The organism is Pseudomonas sp. P105, assembly GCF_032614175.1.
GTDB lineage: Bacteria > Pseudomonadota > Gammaproteobacteria > Pseudomonadales > Pseudomonadaceae > Aquipseudomonas > Aquipseudomonas rhizophila.
In genome coordinates, this window is sequence record NZ_CP126693.1 from 2,388,585 (window position 1) to 2,409,610 (window position 21,026).

16 protein-coding genes are annotated in these 21,026 nt (G+C 59.4%); 10 read left to right on the top strand and 6 right to left on the bottom strand.

Annotated elements, in window-relative coordinates; translation table 11 throughout:
- The first annotated feature begins 86 nt into the window (after nucleotides 1-86).
- A complete protein-coding gene (locus QOM08_RS10885) occupies nucleotides 87-1,031 on the top strand; it encodes a DMT family transporter (protein ID WP_310662986.1) in 945 nt (314 codons plus the stop codon).
- 249 nt (nucleotides 1,032-1,280) lie between these two features.
- Nucleotides 1,281-2,357 carry a 4-hydroxyphenylpyruvate dioxygenase gene (gene hppD / locus QOM08_RS10890; protein ID WP_047227629.1) on the top strand — a complete coding sequence of 359 codons (1,077 nt, stop codon included), beginning with the start codon at nucleotides 1,281-1,283 and terminating at the stop codon, nucleotides 2,355-2,357.
- A gap of 174 nt (nucleotides 2,358-2,531) precedes the next feature.
- Here the strand turns inward: hppD and rarD are convergent, their stop codons facing one another.
- Together rarD and QOM08_RS10900 are read right to left on the bottom strand one after the other, a co-directional pair.
- Entirely contained in the window at nucleotides 2,532-3,416 is an 885-nt protein-coding gene (rarD, locus tag QOM08_RS10895) for an EamA family transporter RarD (protein ID WP_139050620.1), read from the bottom strand.
- A gap of 182 nt (nucleotides 3,417-3,598) precedes the next feature.
- Nucleotides 3,599-4,612, bottom strand: coding sequence for an aldo/keto reductase (locus QOM08_RS10900; protein ID WP_076385320.1), 1,014 nt, complete (start codon nucleotides 4,610-4,612; stop codon nucleotides 3,599-3,601).
- A gap of 338 nt (nucleotides 4,613-4,950) precedes the next feature.
- On the opposite strand from QOM08_RS10900, the gene QOM08_RS10905 reads away from it, so the two are divergent.
- The 5 genes from QOM08_RS10905 to QOM08_RS10925 all read left to right on the top strand — a co-directional run bounded on the left by QOM08_RS10905 (nucleotide 4,951) and on the right by QOM08_RS10925 (nucleotide 13,165).
- A complete protein-coding gene (locus QOM08_RS10905) occupies nucleotides 4,951-6,087 on the top strand; it encodes a glycerate kinase (RefSeq protein WP_310662987.1) in 1,137 nt (378 codons plus the stop codon).
- Nucleotides 6,088-6,232: 145 nt separating this feature from the next.
- Complete coding sequence (locus QOM08_RS10910) at nucleotides 6,233-7,420, top strand: pyridoxal phosphate-dependent aminotransferase (RefSeq protein ID WP_310662988.1); 1,188 nt, start codon at nucleotides 6,233-6,235, stop codon at nucleotides 7,418-7,420.
- A 208-nt stretch (nucleotides 7,421-7,628) separates the two neighbouring features.
- Nucleotides 7,629-8,444: a hypothetical protein gene (locus QOM08_RS10915; protein WP_310662989.1), complete on the top strand. Its 816-nt coding sequence runs from the start codon at nucleotides 7,629-7,631 to the stop codon at nucleotides 8,442-8,444.
- A 118-nt stretch (nucleotides 8,445-8,562) separates the two neighbouring features.
- A complete protein-coding gene (locus QOM08_RS10920; protein WP_310662990.1) occupies nucleotides 8,563-10,578 on the top strand; it encodes a hypothetical protein in 2,016 nt (671 codons plus the stop codon).
- Between the two features lie 370 nt (nucleotides 10,579-10,948).
- Nucleotides 10,949-13,165, top strand: coding sequence for an autotransporter outer membrane beta-barrel domain-containing protein (locus tag QOM08_RS10925; RefSeq protein ID WP_310662991.1), 2,217 nt, complete (start codon nucleotides 10,949-10,951; stop codon nucleotides 13,163-13,165).
- Nucleotides 13,166-13,250: 85 nt separating this feature from the next.
- Here the strand turns inward: QOM08_RS10925 and QOM08_RS10930 are convergent, their stop codons facing one another.
- Nucleotides 13,251-13,712, bottom strand: coding sequence for a hypothetical protein (locus QOM08_RS10930; protein ID WP_310662992.1), 462 nt, complete (start codon nucleotides 13,710-13,712; stop codon nucleotides 13,251-13,253).
- A 390-nt stretch (nucleotides 13,713-14,102) separates the two neighbouring features.
- Between QOM08_RS10930 and QOM08_RS10935 the strand changes: the two genes are divergently transcribed.
- The gene (locus QOM08_RS10935) at nucleotides 14,103-14,804 is read left to right on the top strand and encodes a response regulator transcription factor (RefSeq protein ID WP_316912943.1); all 702 of its coding nucleotides are present in this window, start codon (nucleotides 14,103-14,105) and stop codon (nucleotides 14,802-14,804) included.
- Nucleotides 14,805-14,808: 4 nt separating this feature from the next.
- Nucleotides 14,809-16,107, top strand: a complete 1,299-nt coding sequence (locus QOM08_RS10940; RefSeq protein ID WP_316912944.1) for an ATP-binding protein — start codon at nucleotides 14,809-14,811, stop codon at nucleotides 16,105-16,107.
- A gap of 14 nt (nucleotides 16,108-16,121) precedes the next feature.
- Here the strand turns inward: QOM08_RS10940 and pncA are convergent, their stop codons facing one another.
- Nucleotides 16,122-16,748, bottom strand: a complete 627-nt coding sequence (pncA, locus tag QOM08_RS10945; RefSeq protein WP_047227619.1) for a bifunctional nicotinamidase/pyrazinamidase — start codon at nucleotides 16,746-16,748, stop codon at nucleotides 16,122-16,124.
- Nucleotides 16,749-16,967: 219 nt separating this feature from the next.
- Between pncA and QOM08_RS10950 the strand changes: the two genes are divergently transcribed.
- The gene (locus QOM08_RS10950; RefSeq protein WP_316912945.1) at nucleotides 16,968-19,046 is read left to right on the top strand and encodes a putative bifunctional diguanylate cyclase/phosphodiesterase; all 2,079 of its coding nucleotides are present in this window, start codon (nucleotides 16,968-16,970) and stop codon (nucleotides 19,044-19,046) included.
- An 8-nt stretch (nucleotides 19,047-19,054) separates the two neighbouring features.
- Here QOM08_RS10950 and QOM08_RS10955 read toward each other — a convergent pair whose 3' ends face one another.
- Both QOM08_RS10955 and QOM08_RS10960 read right to left on the bottom strand, forming a co-directional pair.
- On the bottom strand, nucleotides 19,055-20,158 hold the full coding sequence (locus QOM08_RS10955; RefSeq protein ID WP_316912946.1) for a DNA alkylation repair protein: 1,104 nt from the start codon (nucleotides 20,156-20,158) through the stop codon (nucleotides 19,055-19,057).
- Nucleotides 20,159-20,256: 98 nt separating this feature from the next.
- On the bottom strand, nucleotides 20,257-20,880 hold the full coding sequence (locus QOM08_RS10960) for a DJ-1/PfpI family protein (protein WP_316912947.1): 624 nt from the start codon (nucleotides 20,878-20,880) through the stop codon (nucleotides 20,257-20,259).
- Between the last annotated feature and the right edge of the window lie 146 nt (nucleotides 20,881-21,026).

Here is a 21,026-nt window from a genome sequence, read left to right on the forward strand (position 1 = left end):
GCGCTCACAAAAGGGGCCGCTACGCAGCCCAGCGGGAGCAAGCTCCCTCGCCACGGGTAGTCGTTTTATTTCAATGTGGTGAAACCATGAAAACCCTCGAACAATCCGTTCCAGCCCCTTCGGACCTGCCGGTGTACCTGAAACTGGCCATGGTCACCATGATCTGGGGCGGCACCTTCGTTGCCGGGAGGATCCTTTCCGATGCCCTGGCACCGCTGCTCGCTGCCAGCCTGCGGTTTCTGTTGGCCAGTCTCGCGCTGTTGCTGTTTCTCGGCCTGGCCGGGATCCCGCTGGCCAGGCCCAGCCTGAAACAAGGGCTGCAATTGGCGGCGCTGGGGTTCTTCGGGATCTTTTTCTACAACCTGTGTTTCTTCTATGGCTTGCAGTACATCAATGCGTCGCGGGCCTCGTTGATCGTGGCCTTGAATCCGGCGGTGATAGGGCTGGCGTCCTGGTGGCTGTTCAAGGAACGGCTGAGCCGGGCGAAAGTTGCGGGCATTGTGCTGTGTATCGGCGGGGCGGGGCTGGTGATCGTCAGCCGCGATCCGTCCTTGCTGCAGAGTGCAGGGCAGGGCTGGCTGGGCGATCTGCTGATTTTTGGCTGCGTGCTGGGCTGGGGCGTCTATTCCTTGTTTTCCAAAAAGCTGAATGAAAGCCTCGGGCCTTTGCAAACCGTGACCTGGTCGATTCTGCTGGGCACCTTGATGTTGTGGCTAGCCTGCGCGGCCGCAGGCGAAGTTGGCGTTGAAGCTTTGCGCGGGCTGGACATTCGGCAATGGTTGAGCTTGCTGTACTTGGGCGTGCTGGGATCGGCGTTGGCCTATATTGCCTGGTACGACGGCATCCGTCGGATTGGCGCGACCCGTTCCGGCGTGTTCATCGCACTTAACCCGTTGACCGCCGTGCTGTTCGGGGCGCTGCTGTTGGACGAGCGGCTCACCGTCTTGATGGGTGTAGGTGCGGGGCTGATCCTGACGGGGATTTTCCTGTGCAACAAACCCCTTGCGCGGTCGCCGCAAAAGACGATTTGATACCGAAGGCGGACAAACGTGGTTACGCTGTGTAGAATCGAGTTACGCATATAAGAATAAACGTCTTCTGGCAGCAGAAGCCTCGCCCGCAAGAGCCTTGGGTCGACAATGAAGATATTCGGGTTTCAACTGATCTACGGCGATTTCCTCGCCCGCACCGTTCGCGGCATTTCCTGCGCGCCACCGCGTGCCCTCAGCATGGCCGGCAACTAACGCTCCGTTAATTGATAAGCATGATGAGGCGCCAACATGGCAGATCTATACGAAAACCCGATGGGCCTGATGGGCTTTGAATTCATCGAATTCGCATCCCCGACACCCAACACCCTGGAGCCGATCTTCGAGATCATGGGCTTCACCAAAGTGGCCAGCCACCGCTCCAAGGACGTGCACCTGTATCGCCAGGGCGCGATCAACCTGATCCTCAACAACGAGCCCCACAGCGTGGCCTCGTACTTCGCCGCCGAACATGGGCCGTCGGTGTGCGGCATGGCATTCCGGGTCAAGGATTCGCAACAGGCCTACAAGCGCGCCCTGGAACTCGGCGCCCAGCCGATTCACATCGAAACCGGTCCGATGGAGCTGAACCTGCCGGCAATCAAAGGCATCGGCGGCGCGCCGCTGTACCTGATCGACCGTTTTGGTGAAGGCAGTTCGATCTACGACATCGACTTCGTGTTCCTCGAAGGCGTTGACCGCAACCCGGTGGGCGCGGGCCTGAAAATCATCGACCACCTGACCCACAACGTGTATCGCGGGCGCATGGCCTATTGGGCCGGCTTCTACGAGAAGCTGTTCAACTTCCGCGAGATCCGTTACTTCGACATCAAGGGCGAATACACCGGCCTGACCTCCAAGGCCATGACCGCCCCGGATGGCATGATCCGCATCCCGCTGAACGAGGAATCGTCCAAGGGCGCCGGGCAGATCGAAGAGTTTCTGATGCAGTTCAACGGTGAAGGCATCCAGCACGTGGCCTTCCTGACCGATGACCTGATCAAGACCTGGGACCAGCTCAAAAGCATCGGCATGCGCTTCATGACCGCGCCGCCGGACACCTACTACGAAATGCTCGAAGGCCGCCTGCCGAACCACGGCGAGCCGGTGGATGAACTGCAAGCGCGGGGCATTTTGCTGGACGGCGCTTCCGAACAGGGCGACAAGCGTCTGCTGTTGCAGATTTTCTCGGAAACCCTGATGGGGCCGGTGTTCTTCGAGTTCATCCAGCGCAAGGGCGACGATGGCTTCGGCGAAGGCAACTTCAAGGCGTTGTTCGAGTCCATCGAGCGTGACCAGGTGCGGCGTGGTGTGTTGGCTACTGAGTAAGAGCTGAGGCAACAGACAACCCGTGCGGCGTAACTGCCGTACGGGTTTTTTATTGGCCAGCAGATCTCAATGTGGGAGCGAGCCTGCTCGCGATCGCGACCTGTCAGATACATCAATGTTGAATGTGCAGTTGATATCGCGAGCAGGCTCGCCCCCACAAGGGCCGTGTAAGTTTCAGGTCCGGCGTCGCTGGCGCATCAGATGCTTGAATCCTTCGAACACCAGCACTGCCACGGCCAGCCAGATGGGAATGTAGGTCAGCCATTCACTGGCCTGGATGCTTTCTCCCAGCAGCAAGGCAACGCCCAGCAGCAACACTGGTTCGACATAGCTCAACAGCCCGAACAGGCTGAACGGCAGCAACCGGCTGGCAACGATGTAGGCCACCAGCGCCGAAGCACTGATCACCCCGAGCAACGGGATCAGCAGCGACAGCCAAGGGTACTGGTCGAAAACAGCGAAACCTTGCTCCCCGCTTTGTACGAACCAGAGCGCCAACGGCAGCATCAGGGTCATGTCCAGCCACAACCCGCCCAGGTTGTCAGTCCCCAGGCGTTTGCGCAGGATGAAGTAGATCGGATAACCCACCACCACCAGCAGTGTCGCCCAGGAAAACCCACCCACCTGGTACAACTCGTTGACCACGCCGAGGGTGGCGAAGAACACGGCGATTTTCTGCAGGTAGGACAGGCGCTCGCCATAGACGAGGCGCCCGGTCAGAACCATCGACAGCGGCAACAAAAAATACCCCAGTGACACGTCCAGGCTGTAGCCGTTGAGGGGGGCCCACATGAACAGCCACAACTGCGCGCCCATCAACGCCGAAGACGCCATGGCACCGAGCAACAGGCGCGGCGCGGCGATCAGGCGCCGACCGAGCGCCGTTACCAGATTCCACTCCTTTGCCACCAGCATGAACACCGTCATGCAGGGCATCGTCAGCAGCATGCGCCAACCGAAGATTTCCACGCCGGTCAGCGGCGAGAGCAGGGAGGTGTAGTAATACATGACGGCGAACAGCACGGAGGCTGAGACCGATAGAACGATGCCTTTGGACACAGTGGTTCTCATGAGGGTGATCATCGACACCCGGACTTGTGACTGGAAAATTTATCTGTGGTGCATGGCCTGTGGGAGCAAGGCTTGCCCGCGATGAACGATAACGCGGTTCAGCCCTTGAACCGCAGCGCGGCCATCGCGGGCAAGCCATGCTCCCACAGTGTTCGTCGGAGTCGACGAAGTTATGACGTACGCGCCACCCGCCCCGGTACGAAGTGGCCCACGTCATTGAAGCCTGGCGTCGAGGCATGCCCCGGTGTCACCAGCGAATCGATGAAGGCTTCATCTTCGGCCGTGATCGTCACCGACTGCGCCTTGGTGTAGCCATCCCATTGTTCCTCGGTGCGCGGTCCGACGATGGCCGAGGTGACGGCGCGGTTGTTCAGCACCCAGGCAATGGCGAACTCGACAATGCCCACGCCGCGTTCCTGGGTGTATTGCTGGATCTGTTGGGCGATGCGCAGGGACTCGACCCGCCATTCGGTTTCCAGGATGCGTTTGTCCTGGCGACCGGCGCGACTGTTGGCGTCCGGTGCCACGTCCGGTGCGTACTTGCCACTGAGCACCCCGCGGGCGAGGGGGCTGAAAGGCACCACGCCGAGGCCATAGTTCTGCGCGGCGGTGATCTGCTCGGTTTCGGCCTGGCGATTGACGATGTTGTACAGCGGTTGGCTGATTACCGGCCGGTCGATGCCCAGGCGGTCGGCGATTCGAATCACCTCGGCGATGCGCCAGCCACGGTAGTTCGACAGGCCCCAGTAGCGGATCTTGCCCTGACGAATCAAGTCACCGATGGCCGACACCGTGACCTCAAGCGGGGTGTTGTGGTCTTCGCGGTGCAGGTAATAGATGTCCAGGTAATCGGTGCCCAGGCGCGTCAGGCTGGCCTCGATGCCATTGAAAATATGCTTGCGACTCAGGCCGCTGCGGTTGGGGACACCATCCGGCGGGCCGAAGCCGACCTTGGTGGCCAGCACCCATTCATGACGGTGACTGGCAATCGCCTCGCCGACGATCTCTTCGGAACGACCGTTGGTGTAGACGTCTGCGGTGTCGATGAAATTGATGCCCTGGTCCCAGGCCTTGTCGATGATCCGCAGTGAATCCTCGGTGCTGGTCTGTTCGCCGAACATCATGGTGCCCAGAGTCAATGTCGAGACTTGCAACCCGGAATGGCCTAGCGTGCGGTAGCTCATGACAAGGTCCTTTTATCGATGGGAAAGGCCCAATCAAACCCCAGAACAACCGGGCGTGGCAAACGAAAAGATCGCAGGCCACGCTCGACCCCTTACACTCCCGACAACAACCCACGCACTCGATAGAGATTTGACAGGCAGACCGCTATCGCGAGCAGGCTCGCTCCCACACTGATCTGCCTGGGCCACAGGTTTCAGCTAGCCCGGATCCCTGTGGGAGCGAGCCTGCTCGCGATGATGCCATCAGCCTCGACAACGGTGTCGATGGCAACCCGATTGCGTGAACTTGAACAATTGCGCTCAACTGCCGTGCCGTGCACTGGAACCGGAGAATAAGTATGAAAATAGTCATCGCCCCCGACTCGTTCAAGGACAGCCTGAGCGCCCAGGGCGTGGCCGATGCTGTCGCCCAAGGCCTGGCCCAGGTCTGGCCGGATGCGCAGTTGATCAAGTGCCCGATGGCCGACGGCGGGGAGGGCACGGTGGAGTCGGTGCTGGCGGCCTGCAACGGGCAGTGGCGGTGCAGTTGGGTGAGAGGTCCGTTGGGGGGCAGGGTCGAAGCGCGTTGGGGCTGGTTGCCCGACAGCCGCACCGCGATCATTGAGATGGCCGAGGCCAGCGGCTTGCAGCTGGTACCTCCTGGGCAACGTGACGCCTGTTCCAGCAGCACCTACGGCACCGGCGAGCTGATTCGCGCCGCCCTGGACGAAGGCGCCGGGCGCGTGATCCTGGCCATCGGCGGCAGCGCCACCAACGACGGCGGTGCCGGCGCGATGCAGGCCCTGGGCGTGGTGCTGCTGGATGAACACAACCGACCGCTTCCACCGGGCGGCCTGGCTTTGGCTGAACTGGCCCGCATCGATTTGAGCAAGATGGACCCGCGCTTGGCCCAGGTCAGTTTCGAGATTGCCGCTGATGTCGATAACCCGTTGTGCGGACCTCACGGCGCTTCAGCGATTTTCGGCCCGCAGAAAGGGGCATCCCCTGAGCAGGTACAGCAACTGGACCAGGCGTTGGGGCATTTCGCTGAACACTGTGCCCAGGCGTTGAACAAGGATGTACGCGACGAACCGGGCAGCGGCGCCGCCGGAGGGCTGGGGTTTGCCGCCAAGGCGTTTCTGGGCGCGCACTTTCGCACCGGCGTGGACGTCGTCGCCCAGTTGACCGGGCTGGCCGAGGCGATCAACGGCGCTGACCTGGTGATCACCGGCGAAGGCCGTTTCGACGCCCAGACCTTGCGTGGCAAGACCCCCTTTGGCGTGGCGCGCATCGCCCGCCAGCATGGCGTACCCGTGGTGGTCATCGCCGGCACGCTGGGGGAGGGTTATCAGGCGCTGTATGAGCACGGCATCGAAGCAGCCTTTGCCCTGGTCAGCGGGCCGATGACCCTGCAAGAGGCCTGTGGCGACGCGCCACGGCTGCTGACTGAACGAGCCCGGGACATCGCCCGGCTTTGGCGAGTGGCCGCCCGATAGACCTGTGGGAGCAAGGCTTGCCCGCGATACAGGCGCTGCGGTCTCCCAGGAATCGAGTCGCCCATATCGCGAGCAAGCTTTGCTCCCACGGCGTTGAATTTGAGATAGGGTTGAGGCTGGACTTCGCGCAAAACAGGAGTGGTACATGCGCTTTTCAGATTTGACCCGCCGCATCACCGGCGACGGCGCCGCCGCGTGGCAGATCCACGACCGAGCGTTGGCCATGCGCGAGCAGGGCATGGATGTATTGCTGTTATCGGTGGGCGACCCGGATTTCGACACCCCTCGCGCCATCACCGACGCCGCTGTGACCAGCCTGCGCGCCGGAGACACGCATTATTCGGACGTGCGCGGCGTGCACACCCTGCGCGCCAGCATTGCCCGGCGCCATCGCCAGCGTTGTGGCCAGCCGGTAGGCGCCGAGCATGTCACCGTGTTGCCGGGGGCGCAGTGTGGGGTCTATGCGGTCGCGCAATGTCTGCTCAACCCCGGTGATGAAGTGATCATCGCCGAACCGATGTATGTCACCTACGAAGCCGTGTTTGGCGCCTGCGGGGCGAAAGTGCTGCCGGTGGCGGTGCGCCCGGAAAACGCTTTTCGGGTTGACCCGACCGACGTCGCCCGGCTGATTACCCCCCGTACCCGGGCGATGCTGCTCAACAGCCCGAACAACCCGTCCGGCGCCAGCCTGCCGCTGTCCACCTGGCAAGCATTGGCGCAGTTGTGCATCGAACATGATCTGTGGCTGATCAGCGATGAGGTCTACAGCGACCTGCTGTACGAAGGCGAACACATCAGCCCGGCCAGCCTGCCGGGCATGGCCGAGCGCACCGCGACGATCAACAGCCTGTCCAAATCCCACGCCATGACCGGTTGGCGCATCGGCTGGGTGCTCGGTCCCGAACCTCTGGCTGAACATCTGGCCAACCTGTCGTTGTGCATGTTGTTCGGCCTGCCGGATTTCGTCCAGCGGGCGGCCCAGGTGGCGCTGGAGCAGGACTTGCCAGAAGTGGCGCAGATGCACCAGGAGTATCGCCAGCGTCGGGACCTGGTGTGCGCCGCGCTTGAGGGCTGTCCGGGCCTGAAACCCGTGCGGCCCGATGGCGGCATGTTCGTGATGGTCGATGTGCGTGGCACCGGCCTGGGCGCCCAGGCATTCGCCGAGCGCCTGCTCGACGGCCATGGCGTGTCGGTGCTGGCGGGCGAGGCGTTCGGGCCCAGTGCCGCGGGGCACATACGCATCGGGTTGGTGGTTGATCAGCAGAAACTGACGCAGGCCTGTCAGCGGATTGCCTTGTGTGCCGCGCAGTTAATGTGCGTCCGCCATACCTGACTACGGGCTTATCGTTGCGCGGGTGCAGATAAAGACTGATACCACTCCGTCTGTAGGGGGCGCCTTGTCTTATTTGATTCAAACACTAAAACCCGATAAACGGTCGATTGACCTGTAAGTTCTGACAGTAGGCAAGGTCGGATAACGAGTATCTACTTAATTCAACACGGCACGCCCGCTACAAGAGCCAATTAAGTAGGAGGACGTCATGTCGACATCCGGTAATGGGGAGGCAGGGCCAGGCACCCTGGCGCCCGAGGGGCCGCCGGTAGATGATGTCCCTCCCAGTGGACAAGTTCCGGCCTCGATTCTAATGAATGGCGGGCAGGCTCGGGTTCCATTATGGCCTAATTATGCCGATCAAATCGGCAAGGTTGATAGGTTGGTGGTTTATTGGCGGCGAGACGGTACGACGACCGCTGTCTATGATCAAGATAAGCCAGGTCCGATCATGGAAACTGAGTTCGTGATTCCATTACCCGTCCATTTATGGGCCGGAGACGGTGTGGCTTATCTCTATTACCGAGCTAGATCGATACAGCCTATCGGCAATTGGTTTACCTCGTTAGAGACAGAGTTATTTATCGATCACAGTGTCATTCCCCTGCCCAGATTGGAAGATGTCGATTTTTTGTATACAACAAATGGTTATTTGAACTGCGGCACAACGCCCCCCATTTGGGATGGGGTCTTTATAAGAATTCCGTATCAGGGGTTCCTGGAAGGGGATGAATGTGTACTCACCTGGCGTGCCTACCGCACTTTGAATCCCACGCCTGAAAGTTATATTGATGGCACTGAAGGTGTCTTTACCCATGAACTCACCAAGGCGGAAGCAGAGAATCCGGACGGGTTTGTATTGCCGCCCATTCCTTGGGTCAATCATCTTGAACCCCTGATCTATGGCTGTGGGATGGCTCAGTACAAGATCCGTAGTGCTGGGGTGTTTATCGGCGAATCCGAGTTGAAGCGGGTGAAAGTCGATCGGTATCTGCCCGGCGAGACTGGACCTTGTGGGCCTTGATGAACACTCGTCACTCAGATCAATGATCGGCTGCTTTTTAGCCGTTAAAACAGTCTTTGCGGTAGGGGGATTTCGATAGTGTGAGTTTGGATCTGGATATTATTGTGGAGAGCATGAAATGAACGTGAAACAGGAAATAGCGGAAATCGACCGGCAACGTGTGCGCAGTGCTCGTGCAGCATCAGGACCTCTGGCGGGACTTCCTCCAGAGTTTCCTGGCGTTATTGTCAGTGACACCGACAGGCGCGTGTATGTTGATAAACTGCTGCCTGGCCAGAAATTGCCGGTTACGCTTAAGCTCTGGGCAACCCAACACCCCGATGATCGTGTCACCGTTCAAATCGCACAAACGGAAATCTCTACGTCTTGGGTGACGGTAGATGAGTTTGACGCCGGCACTGATATCGGTGCACGTCCTCCAGAATATATAGCGGGTATTCCGACAGAAAATTTGACTGATTACAATCCGGCCGGCACGCCTTCTGAATGGTGGGTTCGATACCGGGTGAGGCATCCCTTGGGGAATTTCTGGACTTCAGATCCGAAAGAAATTGTAATTGACCGACGGGCCCACTACCAAGCGGACCCTGACGGACCAAAGAGTCGGCCACCGGTGGTACGCGTCAATCCAGTCATTCCACCGTCCTACATCATCGATGACACCTACGTCGGCAACCTCCCCAACGGTGTCATGGAAGTTACGGTTGGCACTCAGGGTTGGGAAGCGGGGGATATATGTTACTTATATATCAGCACGGAATTTTCGGAAGCTCATGGGGGTGAGCCTGTTAATCCTCCCCCTTATACGTTACCGCAAACTGGTGTATTTCAAGTGCCAGGGGCGACTTTGCGTAGTCTGCCTCCTGGCACCAACTTTCTTTTTTATCAGCATTTTGATGCTGTTGGGAACAAGAGCGCTTTGGCAGATGCTCAACCCTTGAAAATTGTTTTTGCACCAGCGCCAGTGCTCGAAGACCCCATTGTTCCTTTGGCTCAGACCGATCGCCTTATCGATTTGAAAGATTGTGCAGAGCCCGGTGGCGTTACAGTCGAGGTGGAAAGGGTTGAGCACATAGAGGATAGAGATGAGATTAAACTTACGTGGAATAATACACTGGTAGATACTAAGGCTTTCGGTAGCCTTACCAAACTGGTTTTTCCTGTGCCTTTTGCTACTATTTTCAATGATTATTATTCGGGCGGGCTTACAACCGAAGGCAACGTTCCCGTCAGCGTTGAAGCTACTTTGTTGCGCGGGACAGAGACTCTGTCTGTCTCATCTGTAGATATTTCTTCGAATCTCTATGTCGCCGGTCCGATTGACCCCACTGATCCGGGTCAACCCAATGATAAATTGGATGCGCCTAATGTTACAAGCACGGCAGTGGATAACATCATTGAGATTGCAGATTATGGTGACAACCAGACAATCACCATTGACTTGTGGACAGATACTAATAAGCCCGTAAAAAAGGGGCAGATGATTAGGGCTGAGTACGCAGGTGTGGAACTGAATGATCGCGCTTTCCCGGAGGATAACGATACAGAGGCAACGATTATTCTGTCTTGGGACGTTATCAACGACGCCGGAATCGGTCCTCATAACCTTCAATATTTCGTTTCGGACATCGGCGGAGTCAATGAAAATCCGTCACTCATCCAAACGGTGATCAACAATGCAATGGTCGTTGACTTGGACCCTCCTTCAATAACCACGGACAACCCAGGCTTGCTACTGTGCGATGATCTGGACCAGACCACGTGGAGCGCGGTAGTCAACATCGAGGGAGACCCTGTGCACCTTCAAGTGGGACGGAAAGTTACCCTGCGTGCGCAAGGATACAGGGATGCGGGTTACACTCAGGTAGCACAAGGCACCGCTTTTACTTCGACTATACCTCACACGATTGTCGACCCAGAGCCAACGGCCGGGTTTACCATGACCATCCAACCTTATGATCCCTATATCCGCAATATTCCTGAACCTCCTCCTGTTTCGGGAGGAACAGGACCCTATCTTGGTTATTGGAGGATTTGGTACGAGGTGGAGATTAATGGAGTTGATTATCCCTCTGACAAGTTTGAGATAGTGGTCAATCTTGTCAATCCATATAATGAATATTGCGAGGGTTGAGTAAAGATCTTGCTTGATGCTCCCTTCGCAGCAGTGCTCTGTTGAATTGCAGTGAAGGGATGCGACTTATCTTGCTTTTGCAACGGAATTGTCTGAGTTGTTTTCAGAATAATCCTACATTGAATTTTGGGCTTCCTCAGTAGTCTGGCGCCTCTTCTCGAATGTGATCGGGTAAAGATCAGCGAGCCAACCAGTTCCAAATATCGTTTTTAGGGTAGTTCATATGCAATCAGCTCAGTTTTCTCTATCGAAAGTTCATTGTGGCAGATGGAGATATCCATCGGTCCTGGCGCTCGCTTTTGTCATCCCTTATGCACAAGGGCGAGACCTGAACCCCGGGGAGACGGAAACGATCTCGCCCTCGCCGACCGTGGAGAGCTGGCGCATCGCAGCGGATGCCACCCTCAACGTCAATGGCGCCGATACGTTGGACATCGACGTCCAGGCCGGCACCTTGAACGTCAACACCGGTACGACCCAGCAGATCAGTGCAACGGATGGGGCGACCTTGAACCTGACCGGTGCCACGGTAACGGGGGCAAGCGGGGCCATTACGGTTTCGCTGACCAACAGTGACGCCAACGTCAGCGGCAGCACGATATCCGGGCTCGATTACGGGCTTGCGGCGGTACGCGATATCGACACGTCGACAGGCTCCAACGTGGCTTTGTTGAACAGCACCGTGAGCGGCGTTTTGGGGGGCGCGGTGGCCACCTCCTATAGCACCCTGAACTTGAATAACAGCACCATTGAAGGCACCGACAGTTCCAGCTTCGGTGTACGGATCGCAGGAGGGCAGGTGGCGCTCAATAACCAGTCCAAAATCATCGGCGGGCTGAATGGCGTGACGTTCGAGTTGGACGGTACCGACGAACAGATCAGCAAACTGGTGCTGAACAACTCCAGCGTCGAAGGCAAGACGGGCTCGGCGATTTTGGCGAATGTGGGTGCCATCCCGTTGGGAGCGTTCGTGGTTGAAGTATCGAACGGTTCGACGCTTATCGGTGGCAACGGCACGATCCTGGAAGTGACGGACGGTACGAACGTCGACTTCAGCGTCGACAATAGCCTGTTGCAGGGCAATGTGGTGGTCGAGGCCGGCAGCAATGTGAACGCTTCACTGAACAACCAGGCCTCGCTGACCGGTGATCTGCAAAACGTAGCGCGAGTCAGTCTCGATAATCAGAGTGCCTTCATCGGCACCATCAAAGGCGATGCCGGGCACACCACTGACGTGGTGCTCGATAACAGCTCCCAATTTACCGGCGGCGTGGAGGGTACAGCCGACCTTGCAATCAGAGGGCAAGCGACCTGGACCCTGACCGGCAGCAATAACGTGAACAATCTGTCGCTGGACGGTGGCCGGGTGGATTTTGCGCCGGGGCCAACGTTCTACACGCTGAATGTCCGCGAGCTCTCAGGTAACGGTTCTTTCAACATGTACACCGATTTTGTCACCGGTGAAACGGATTTTCTCAATGCCGAAAGCGCGTCGGGTGAGCATGTCGTGTCAGTCAGTGCCACTGGGAACAGGGCGGCCGGTGATTTGATACACATTGCTGAATTCGGTGCAGGTAACGGACAGTTGGCGCTGAACAATGGGGCTGTCGATGTCGGCGCCCTGACTTACCAACTGGTCCAGGAAGGCAATGGCTGGTATCTGCGCCCTGACGACGGGCCGAGCACCAGTACCCGTTCGGTGCTGGCGATCGCCAATACCGCGCCCACCATTATTTATGCGGAAAGCACGTTGCTGAATTCGCGTATGGGGGATCGCCGGTTGACCGGTGCCAAGCCCGGCCTCTGGACCCGTACCTACAATAACCGCTACAGCGTGCAGAATGCCTACGCCGGTGGCTACAGCCAGACCCAGCAGGGGCTGGTGATCGGTGCCGATGCAGCGCTGGGCGACAGCGATTGGCTGGTCGGCGGCATGGTGGGGTACAGCCGCTCGAACCTGGATCTCAAGCATGGCAGTTCGGGTTCGGTGGACAGCTATTCCGTCGGGGCCTATTTGACGAAATTCGATCCTCAATCGGGCTTCTATGTTGACGCGGTCACCAAGATCAATCGATTCGACAACAGCCTGGACGTGCGCATGAGTGATGGCGTGAAAACCAAGGGGTCTTATGACGCCTACGGTTTGAGCGGTTCGCTGGAGGTGGGTCTGCAAGACCAATTGGGCAGCGGGTTCTTCTGGGGACCTTTTGCTCAGGTCGCCGCTGCGGTGGTATCCGGTGAACATTACAAGCTGGACAATGGCCTTGAAGTCGATAGCGAGCTGACCCGGTCGCTGGTCGTCAAGGGTGGTGCTTACCTGGGCAGCGAGATCGATCTGGGCAACGGCCACAAGTTGCAGCCGCGGGTGCGCGTTGCCGTTGGCCAGGAGCTTATCAAGCGCAACCAGGTGGGCGTCAACGACAGTTCGTTCAACAACGATAGCTCCGCCACCAGCCTGGAGCTGGCGGGTGGAATCAATTGGGCACTGCCCCACGGACTTCAGGTTTTCGCCGAGGCCGGCTCAAGCCAAAGCAAGACCGTCAAGCAGGATTACAACGTCAGCGCGGGTCTTAGTTTCAACTTCTGACAATGCGCCGATTCGCGCTTGGTCGTTCAATAAAAAAGCTCCGGATCGAAAGTCCGGAGCTTTTTTATTGCGGCGCTTATCGGGCTCAAGTGCGTCGGGACCCAGGCTCTGCAACCAGCCTGAAATTCATCATCAGGTCATGGGCTTTCGGATTTACCAATCCGTCGTCTACACGTGCATCTATGGTGCCGCTGATGGAAAGGTTTTGCGAATCAAAATTCAGGGACGTCAAAGGTTCAGATGTCGAATACTCTGACGGCGGGCTCTCCGCGGTATCACCGTAGAAGACCCTCACGTCCTTGGCACGTTGTGGAGTGTTATCGACAGGATCTTCGATGAAAATGATCCTGATGGTCTTGATGTGGTTGTCGACTGCATCTCGAAGCGTCGCCGTTATGGTCAGGCAGTCACCAAACAGGGGGTAGCTCACGCGGGAAAAGGACGCTCTGAACGGTACCGGGGGACGTTGATCAATGGATGCTGCGAATTCATTGCTGAAGAGGGATTGTCGAACCGTATTGACTGACAGTTTTTGTGCTGTGCTCATGGTCATGGTCTCCATTGGAATATCGCAAGGCTGTACCGACAGTGCAGAGCATTATCTGACTATGGGTCCTGCCATCTGAGCGCGATACTGGCCCGCTGTAAACTGTCAGGTTTGACAGTTTACAGCGACGCTGGCTTATGAAAGTGCAGGGATGACGGGCTGCACCGGTAAAGCTTTGTAGCGGCTGTGTGAAATTGTGTAAGGGGTTTGCTCGTAGGTGGGTGAGGGCGTATATCCTTGGCAGCTTGAGATTCTCTGCGCCTGTGACATCGCCATCGCGAGCAAGCTCGCTCCCACAGTGGTTTTGTGTTGTACCGAAGACCCTTGTGGGAGCGAGCTTGCTCGCGATGAGGCCCAACCAGGCGCCACAGCACTTTTCTGGAAACACCCATGCCCAACATCCTCCTGGTGGAAGACGACACCGCCCTCTGCGAACTGATCGCCAGTTACCTGGAACGCAACGGCTACAGGGTCAGTGTGCTCAGCCGTGGCGATCATGTGCGGGAACGGGCGCGGGTCGATCCGCCGGACCTGGTGATCCTCGATCTGATGCTGCCGGGGCTGGACGGCTTGCAGGTCTGCCGCTTGTTGCGGGCCGATTCGGCGACCTTGCCGATTCTGATGCTCACCGCCCGGGACGACAGCCATGATCAGGTGTTGGGCCTGGAAATGGGCGCCGATGACTACGTCAGCAAACCCTGTGAACCTCGGGTCCTGCTGGCACGCGTTCGGACCTTGTTGCGCCGCAGCAGCCTTACCGAGCCGCAGACGGTCAACGATCGCATTCTCATGGGCAACCTGTGCATCGACCTGTCCGAACGCGCTGTGACCTGGCGCGGGCAAACGGTGGAGCTGTCCAGCGGCGAATACAACCTGCTGGTGGTACTGGCCCGGCATTGCGGCGAGGTGCTGAGCCGCGACCAGATCCTGCAGCGTCTGCGCGGCATCGAGTTCAACGGCACCGACCGCTCGGTGGACGTGGCGATCTCCAAGCTGCGGCGCAAGTTCGACGACAACGCCGGCGAAGCCCGCAAGATCAAGACCGTGTGGGGCAAGGGTTATCTGTTCAGCCGTTCCGAGTGGGAATGCTGAGTCGATGTGGAAGCTGCTGATTCGCCTTTACCTGGTCACCATCGTGTCCTACAGCGCCGCGATCTATCTGATGCCGGAGCTGGTGGTGCGGCTGTTTCATGAGCGCTTCCTGAACTACAACCTCGATTATTCCCGTGGCCTGCAAACCTTGATGGTCCGGCAGTTCCATAACGTGCCCAGCGAGCAGTGGCCGGCACTGGCGGCACAGATGGACAAGGAATTCGAGCCGCTGCGCATCGAACTGGCGGCCATCGAGGATGAGGGTTTCAGCGCCGACGAGCAGGCGCGTCTAAAGCGCGGCGAGAACGTGGTGCGCCTGGGCGAATGGGCCTGGCGAACCTTGGCGGCCGCGCCGCTGGATGAGCGCACGGCGGTCAAGATGATTGTGCCCCCGGACCCGACCGAGGTCAGTTGGCTGTACTGGAGCATCAACGTGTTGATCGGTGCGACGATGCTGGCTTGCCTGCTGCTTTGGTTGCGGCCGCATTGGCGCGATCTGGAACGGCTCAAACGCACGGCTGAACGCTTCGGCAAAGGCCATTTGAGCGAACGTACGCAGATTGGCTCCAGCTCGAACATCGGCAGCCTGGCCCACGTGTTCGACACAATGGCCGGCGACATCGAGCGCTTGCTCAACCAGCAGCGCGATCTGCTCAATGCAGTGTCCCATGAATTGCGCACGCCATTGACCCGCCTCGATTTCGGCCTGGCCCTGGCGCTGTCCGATGACCTGCCGCCGGCCAGTCGCGAACGGCTGCAAGGGTTGGTGGCACACATCCGCGAGCTGGATGAGCTGGTGCTGGAGCTGCTGTCTTACAGCCGTCTGCAGAACCCCGAGCTTCTGCCCGAACGCGTGGAGGTGGCGCTGGACGAGTTCATCGACAGTATCCTGGGCAGTGTCGACGAGGACCTGGCGGCGCCGGATGTGGTGATCGATGTGCTGCTGCACGGCACGCTGGAGCGTTTCGTGCTGGACCCGCGCCTGACGGCCCGGGCGTTGCAGAATCTGTTACGCAACGCCATGCGTTATTGCGAAAAGCGGATCCAGGTCGGCGTGCTGGTCGGCGTCCAGGGCTGCGAGATCTGGGTCGACGACGACGGTATCGGTATTCCTGACAGCGAGCGCGAGCGTGTGTTCGAACCGTTCTATCGCTTGGACCGCAGCCGCGACCGCGCCACGGGTGGTTTTGGCCTGGGCCTGGCCATCAGCCGTCGCGCCCTGCAAGCCCAGGGCGGTACGCTGACGGCGCAAGCTTCGCCGCTGGGTGGGGCGCGATTGCGCTTGTGGTTGCCAACGCGGTGAGGCTGGGGGAGGGGTCAGGCGTTTATTGCGCTCGATTCAATCAGCGCCACACCCGCTTGCTGCATCCGCCGGATTGCCGCCTCCATCGAACCGTCGATATCAATGCCCCGACAGGCGTCGAGCACCACAAGCGCGTTGAACCCCGCCGCCCGGGCATCCAGCGCCGAGAACATCACGCAGAAATCCAGCGCCAGCCCCACCATGTACACCGTGTCGATGCCGCGCTCCTTGAGGTAGCCCGTCAGGCCGGTGGGTGTCTGGCGGTCGGCTTCCATGAAGGCCGAATAGCTGTCGATGTCCGGGTTGCAGCCCTTGCGAATGATCAGTTGCGCGTGGGGCAGGTCCAGGGCCGGGTGCAGCGCGGCGCCTTGGGTGCCCTGTATGCAGTGGTCGGGCCACAGTTTCTGTTCGCCATAGGGCAGTTGAATGAGGTCGAACGGTTGCTTGTCCGGATGGCTGGAGGCAAACGAAGCGTGCCCGGCCGGATGCCAGTCCTGGGCGAGGATGACCTGCCTGAATGAACGACCCAGGCGGTTGATCAATGGCACGATTTCGTCACCCCCCGGTACGGCTAATTGGCCTCCGGGGATGAAGTCGTTCTGAACGTCTATTACCACTAACGCGGTGGTTGGGGCGATCATGGATGGGTCTCCTGAAATATGGCCCACCACAGCTTAGCCGAACGGCCTGTGACGCAGGTGCCTTCAGTCATCCGGAGACAAGATGTCCTTCGTCGCAAATATTCCAGGGTTGATGGCTTTTTGATATTTGGTCGGTACGCCCGTACCGCAATTGAGTACAATCGCCGCCTTTCAACCGGGCATGGAAGCAGTTCGGCTTTCCAGTCACGAGAAAAAACCATGCTCATCGGCAGTTACTCCCCGGCCCTTGTTTCAATTTCCCTGTTTGTTGCGGTACTGGCTTCCTACACTGCGCTGGACATGACCGGCCGCATCGCGACCACCCAGGGGCGCGCGGCGCATTGGTGGATGGCCGGCGGTTCCCTGGCAATGGGCGTCGGGGTCTGGTCCATGCATTTTATCGGCATGCTGGCGTTCACCTTGCCGGTGGAGCTTGGCTACGATGTATCGATCACCGCCTTGTCGCTGCTGATCGCCATCCTGTCCTGCGGTTTTGCCCTGTGGTTGGTCAGTCAACCGCAATTGCCGGCGTGGCAACTGGCTTTCGGCGCGTTGATCATGGGCGCCGGCATCAGCGCCATGCATTACACCGGCATGGCGGCGCTGCGGATGCAGCCGGGTATTGATTATGACCCCTCGTTGTTCGGGGCTTCGCTGGTGATTGCGGTCGGCGCTTCGGCGGCTGCGTTGTGGATCGCCTTTCGCTTGCGCCAGAACATCCCCCATGTACGTCTGGCCCGCGCCGGCGCTGCTGTCGTGATGGGCCTGGCCATTGTCGGCATGCATTACACCGGCATGGCCGCAGCGCGCTTCAGCGACGGCAGCTTTTGCGGTGCTCTGGACGGCTTGAGTGGCAAGGGTCTGGACAATCTGGTGCTGATCACCACGTTGGCGGTACTGGCCATCGCCTTGCTCACGTCGATTCTCGATGCGCGCCTGGAGGCCCGGACCGCAGAGCTGGCCCAATCGCTGACTCTGGCCAACCGTGAGCTGACGCAACTGGCCCTGCACGACCCCCTCACCGAATTGCCCAACCGCGTGCTGCTGGCCGATCGTATCGGTCAGGCCATGCATCGGGTGCATGAGCAGGGCGGCTGTTTCGCCTTGATGTTCATCGACCTGGATGGCTTCAAACCGGTCAACGATGCTTTCGGCCATCACATGGGCGACCTGTTGCTGCGCGACGTGGCCCTGCGCCTGCGGGAAGACTTGCGCAGCCAGGACACCCTGGCGCGGATCGGCGGTGATGAGTTCGTGCTGCTGGTGCAACTGGCCGAGCCTGACGATGCGTTGCGCCTGGCGGCCCGTCAGGTCGGGCTGATCGGTCGCACATTCCGGGTGGCCGATCATGACCTGCAGATATCCGCCAGTGTCGGCATCGCGCTTTATCCAGGCAACGGCCAGAGCGCCGAAGAGCTGCTGATGAATGCCGACGCGGCGATGTACCACGCCAAGGGCGCCGGCAAGAATGGCTACAGCTTTTTCGATGCCTCGATGAACAGCAACGCCCGCAAGCAACTGCAACTGCTGCAAGACCTGCGCATCGCCGTCGATCAACGCCAGTTCAGCCTCCATTACCAGCCCAAGTTCGACGCTGCCAACGGCCGTCCGGTGGGGGCCGAAGCCTTGTTGCGCTGGACGCATCCAACCCAGGGCCTGCTGATGCCCGATACCTTCATCGACCTTGCGGAAAAGACCGGGCTGATCATTCCCATCGGTGAATGGGTGTTGAACGAGGCCTGTCGCCAGATGCGCGAATGGTACGTGCTCGGCTACACCGACTGGCGCATCGCGGTGAACCTGTCGGCCTTGCAGTTCTGTCACGTGGGCCTGGTGCAGAGCGTCGCCACGGCGCTGGAAACTCATCATCTGCCGGCCAACAGCCTGACCCTGGAAATCACCGAAACCACGGCGATGAGCGATGCCGATGCAAGCATGACCGTGCTGCAGCAGCTCTCGGACATGGGCGTGGATTTGTCCATCGACGACTTTGGCACCGGTTATTCGAGCCTGATGTACCTCAAGCGTTTGCCGGCCAACGAGCTGAAGATCGATCGCGGTTTCGTCCGCGACCTGGAGCACGACAGTGATGACGCGGCGATTGTCTCGGCCATCGTCGCCCTCGGCCAGGCCCTGGGGCTGCGGATTGTTGCCGAAGGGGTGGAGACCGACGTGCAGCAGGATTTCCTGACTCAATTGGGGTGCGATTCGCTGCAGGGTTACCTGCTGGGCCACCCGCTGCCGGCCGAGCGCTTCCTGCAGGACATTCGCAAGGCACAACGGTTGGCGCTGGCCTGAGCGGCCGCTCAGGGAACGATGTCGAACGCCGTGCTCCCCAGCCGTTCGCCATTGACCAGCAGATGCACCGCATGCCGGCCCGCGTAGTGTCGGCGGGTGGTCAGTTCGCGAATATGCTGGGAGCGGCTGAGGCTGACGCACTCAAGGGCAGGCAGGTCGAAGGTCTTGAGCTTGAAGACTTTGGCCGAGGTGCCGCCCGAGGCTTTCACGTAGTCGATGGCATAGTCGATCACCAGGCGCTGGTTCTGCTCGAGGGTTGATTGCACCTTGAACGACAAGGTAATCGGTTCGCCGAGACGAATCACCGCCGGCGTGACCTGTAAGTCCAGCACCTGGATGTGCGCCTTGCCGCCGACCCCGATAACCGCCAGTGCCCGGGAATTGCCTTGTTTGATCAGGCTGCGCAAAGCATGGCGGGCGATCCATGCGGTATGGCGATCTTGCAGGGACCAGCCTTCGATCCGGTCCAGCACCCAGTCAGGGTGCTGCTTGGTGATGTCGTTGAGATGATTGGCCACGGACTTGCGCACATACAGGCTGCTGTCGGCCTTGAGGGCCTCAAGGATCGCAGCGGCGAGGTCGGGGTTGGCCTGGATCGGCTCCAGGTGGAACGACCAGGGCAAGCGCGGTCGACTGCCTTCACTGGCCAGGCGACGGACGTGTTCGTTGGGGTCGTGCGCCCAGTCGTGCATGGCTTTGAGGGTGCGCGCCAGGTCATCGCGCAGGAAATGCCGCACGGCGAACTCCGAGGAGCCGAACCGGGTGAAATACTTGAGCGCATCCAGGGACAGGTCGAAGCTGTGCCGGCCGTAGGACGCCACGTAGTGGGGCAGGAACATGCTGACAAACATGCTGTTGAGTCGGGGCGCCAGGTCCCGCAGCACATCCAGCGACGCCTCGTACTCCAGGGGCAGTACCGCATGCAGGCACTCACTGACTCGCGCCATGCGTTGCATCACCGACAACTCGCTCAGCCCGTCATTGGCCATGTCCAGGAACGCCCGGCTATCGAAAGTCGGATACACCGCGCTCATTTCACTGGCGATGTGCTCAAGGCGTGTGGCGTTGAAGATTTCCTTGAGGGCAGGGGATGAGGTGGTGGCGGTGCTCATGGCGGGGTCCGTGCGGTGAGGTGTGTTGGACTTTATAGGGGATGTGGCTGCCAATGTGTAGCCATCGCCACAGGGACATCGTTGTTCTTCCCGCGGCCTCAGACTTGCGCCACTTCACTCACATACTGGCGGATATGCCCCAACCCTCGTTCCACATAGGCCTCTTTCTCGCCCACCGGGGCAAAGTAATGCAGCACTTTCCGCGCGGTCTCCAGGCCCTTGAGCCGGGCCAGCACCCAGGCCGACAGGTACTGGGCGGAGAAACAGCCTCCGGCGGTGGCGATGTTGCCATTGGCGTGGAACGCCTGGTTGACCACGTTGACACCCGCCGCCACGACCCATGGTTTACTGGTGGTGTCGGTGCAGGCCGGTGCCTGGCCGAGCAGCCCCAGGCGTGCCAGCAGGAATGTGCCGGAGCATTGGGAACCGAGCAACTGGCGCGTCGGGTCCAGGCGCAGCCGGCTCATGATGGCCGGGTCGTCGGCCACTTCCCGGGTCCTCATGCCGCTGCCAAACAACACGGCGTCGGCCTTGCAGGCCTGCTCCAGGTCGATCTGGGCGTCGATGGTCAAACCATTCATGGACGTGACGCGCGGGGTAGGTGAAGCGATGCTCACGCGCCACTCCTTATCGCCGATCAGGGAAATACGGCTGAGCATGCCGTAGGCAATCAGTGAGTCCAGTTCGTTGAAGCCGTCGAAGGTCAGAATGGCGATGTGCATGGCGAGCCCCGGTTTTTATAAATGGCTTTTTTGCCAGCCTACGCCGGTTGTCGGCATCACCGCCCCGTACAGTCGGCGACGGATTCGTCGCTACAGTAAAAGGAATGATTCGCCGCCGTTGAAGTCGGAGATTTCGGTATTCTCGA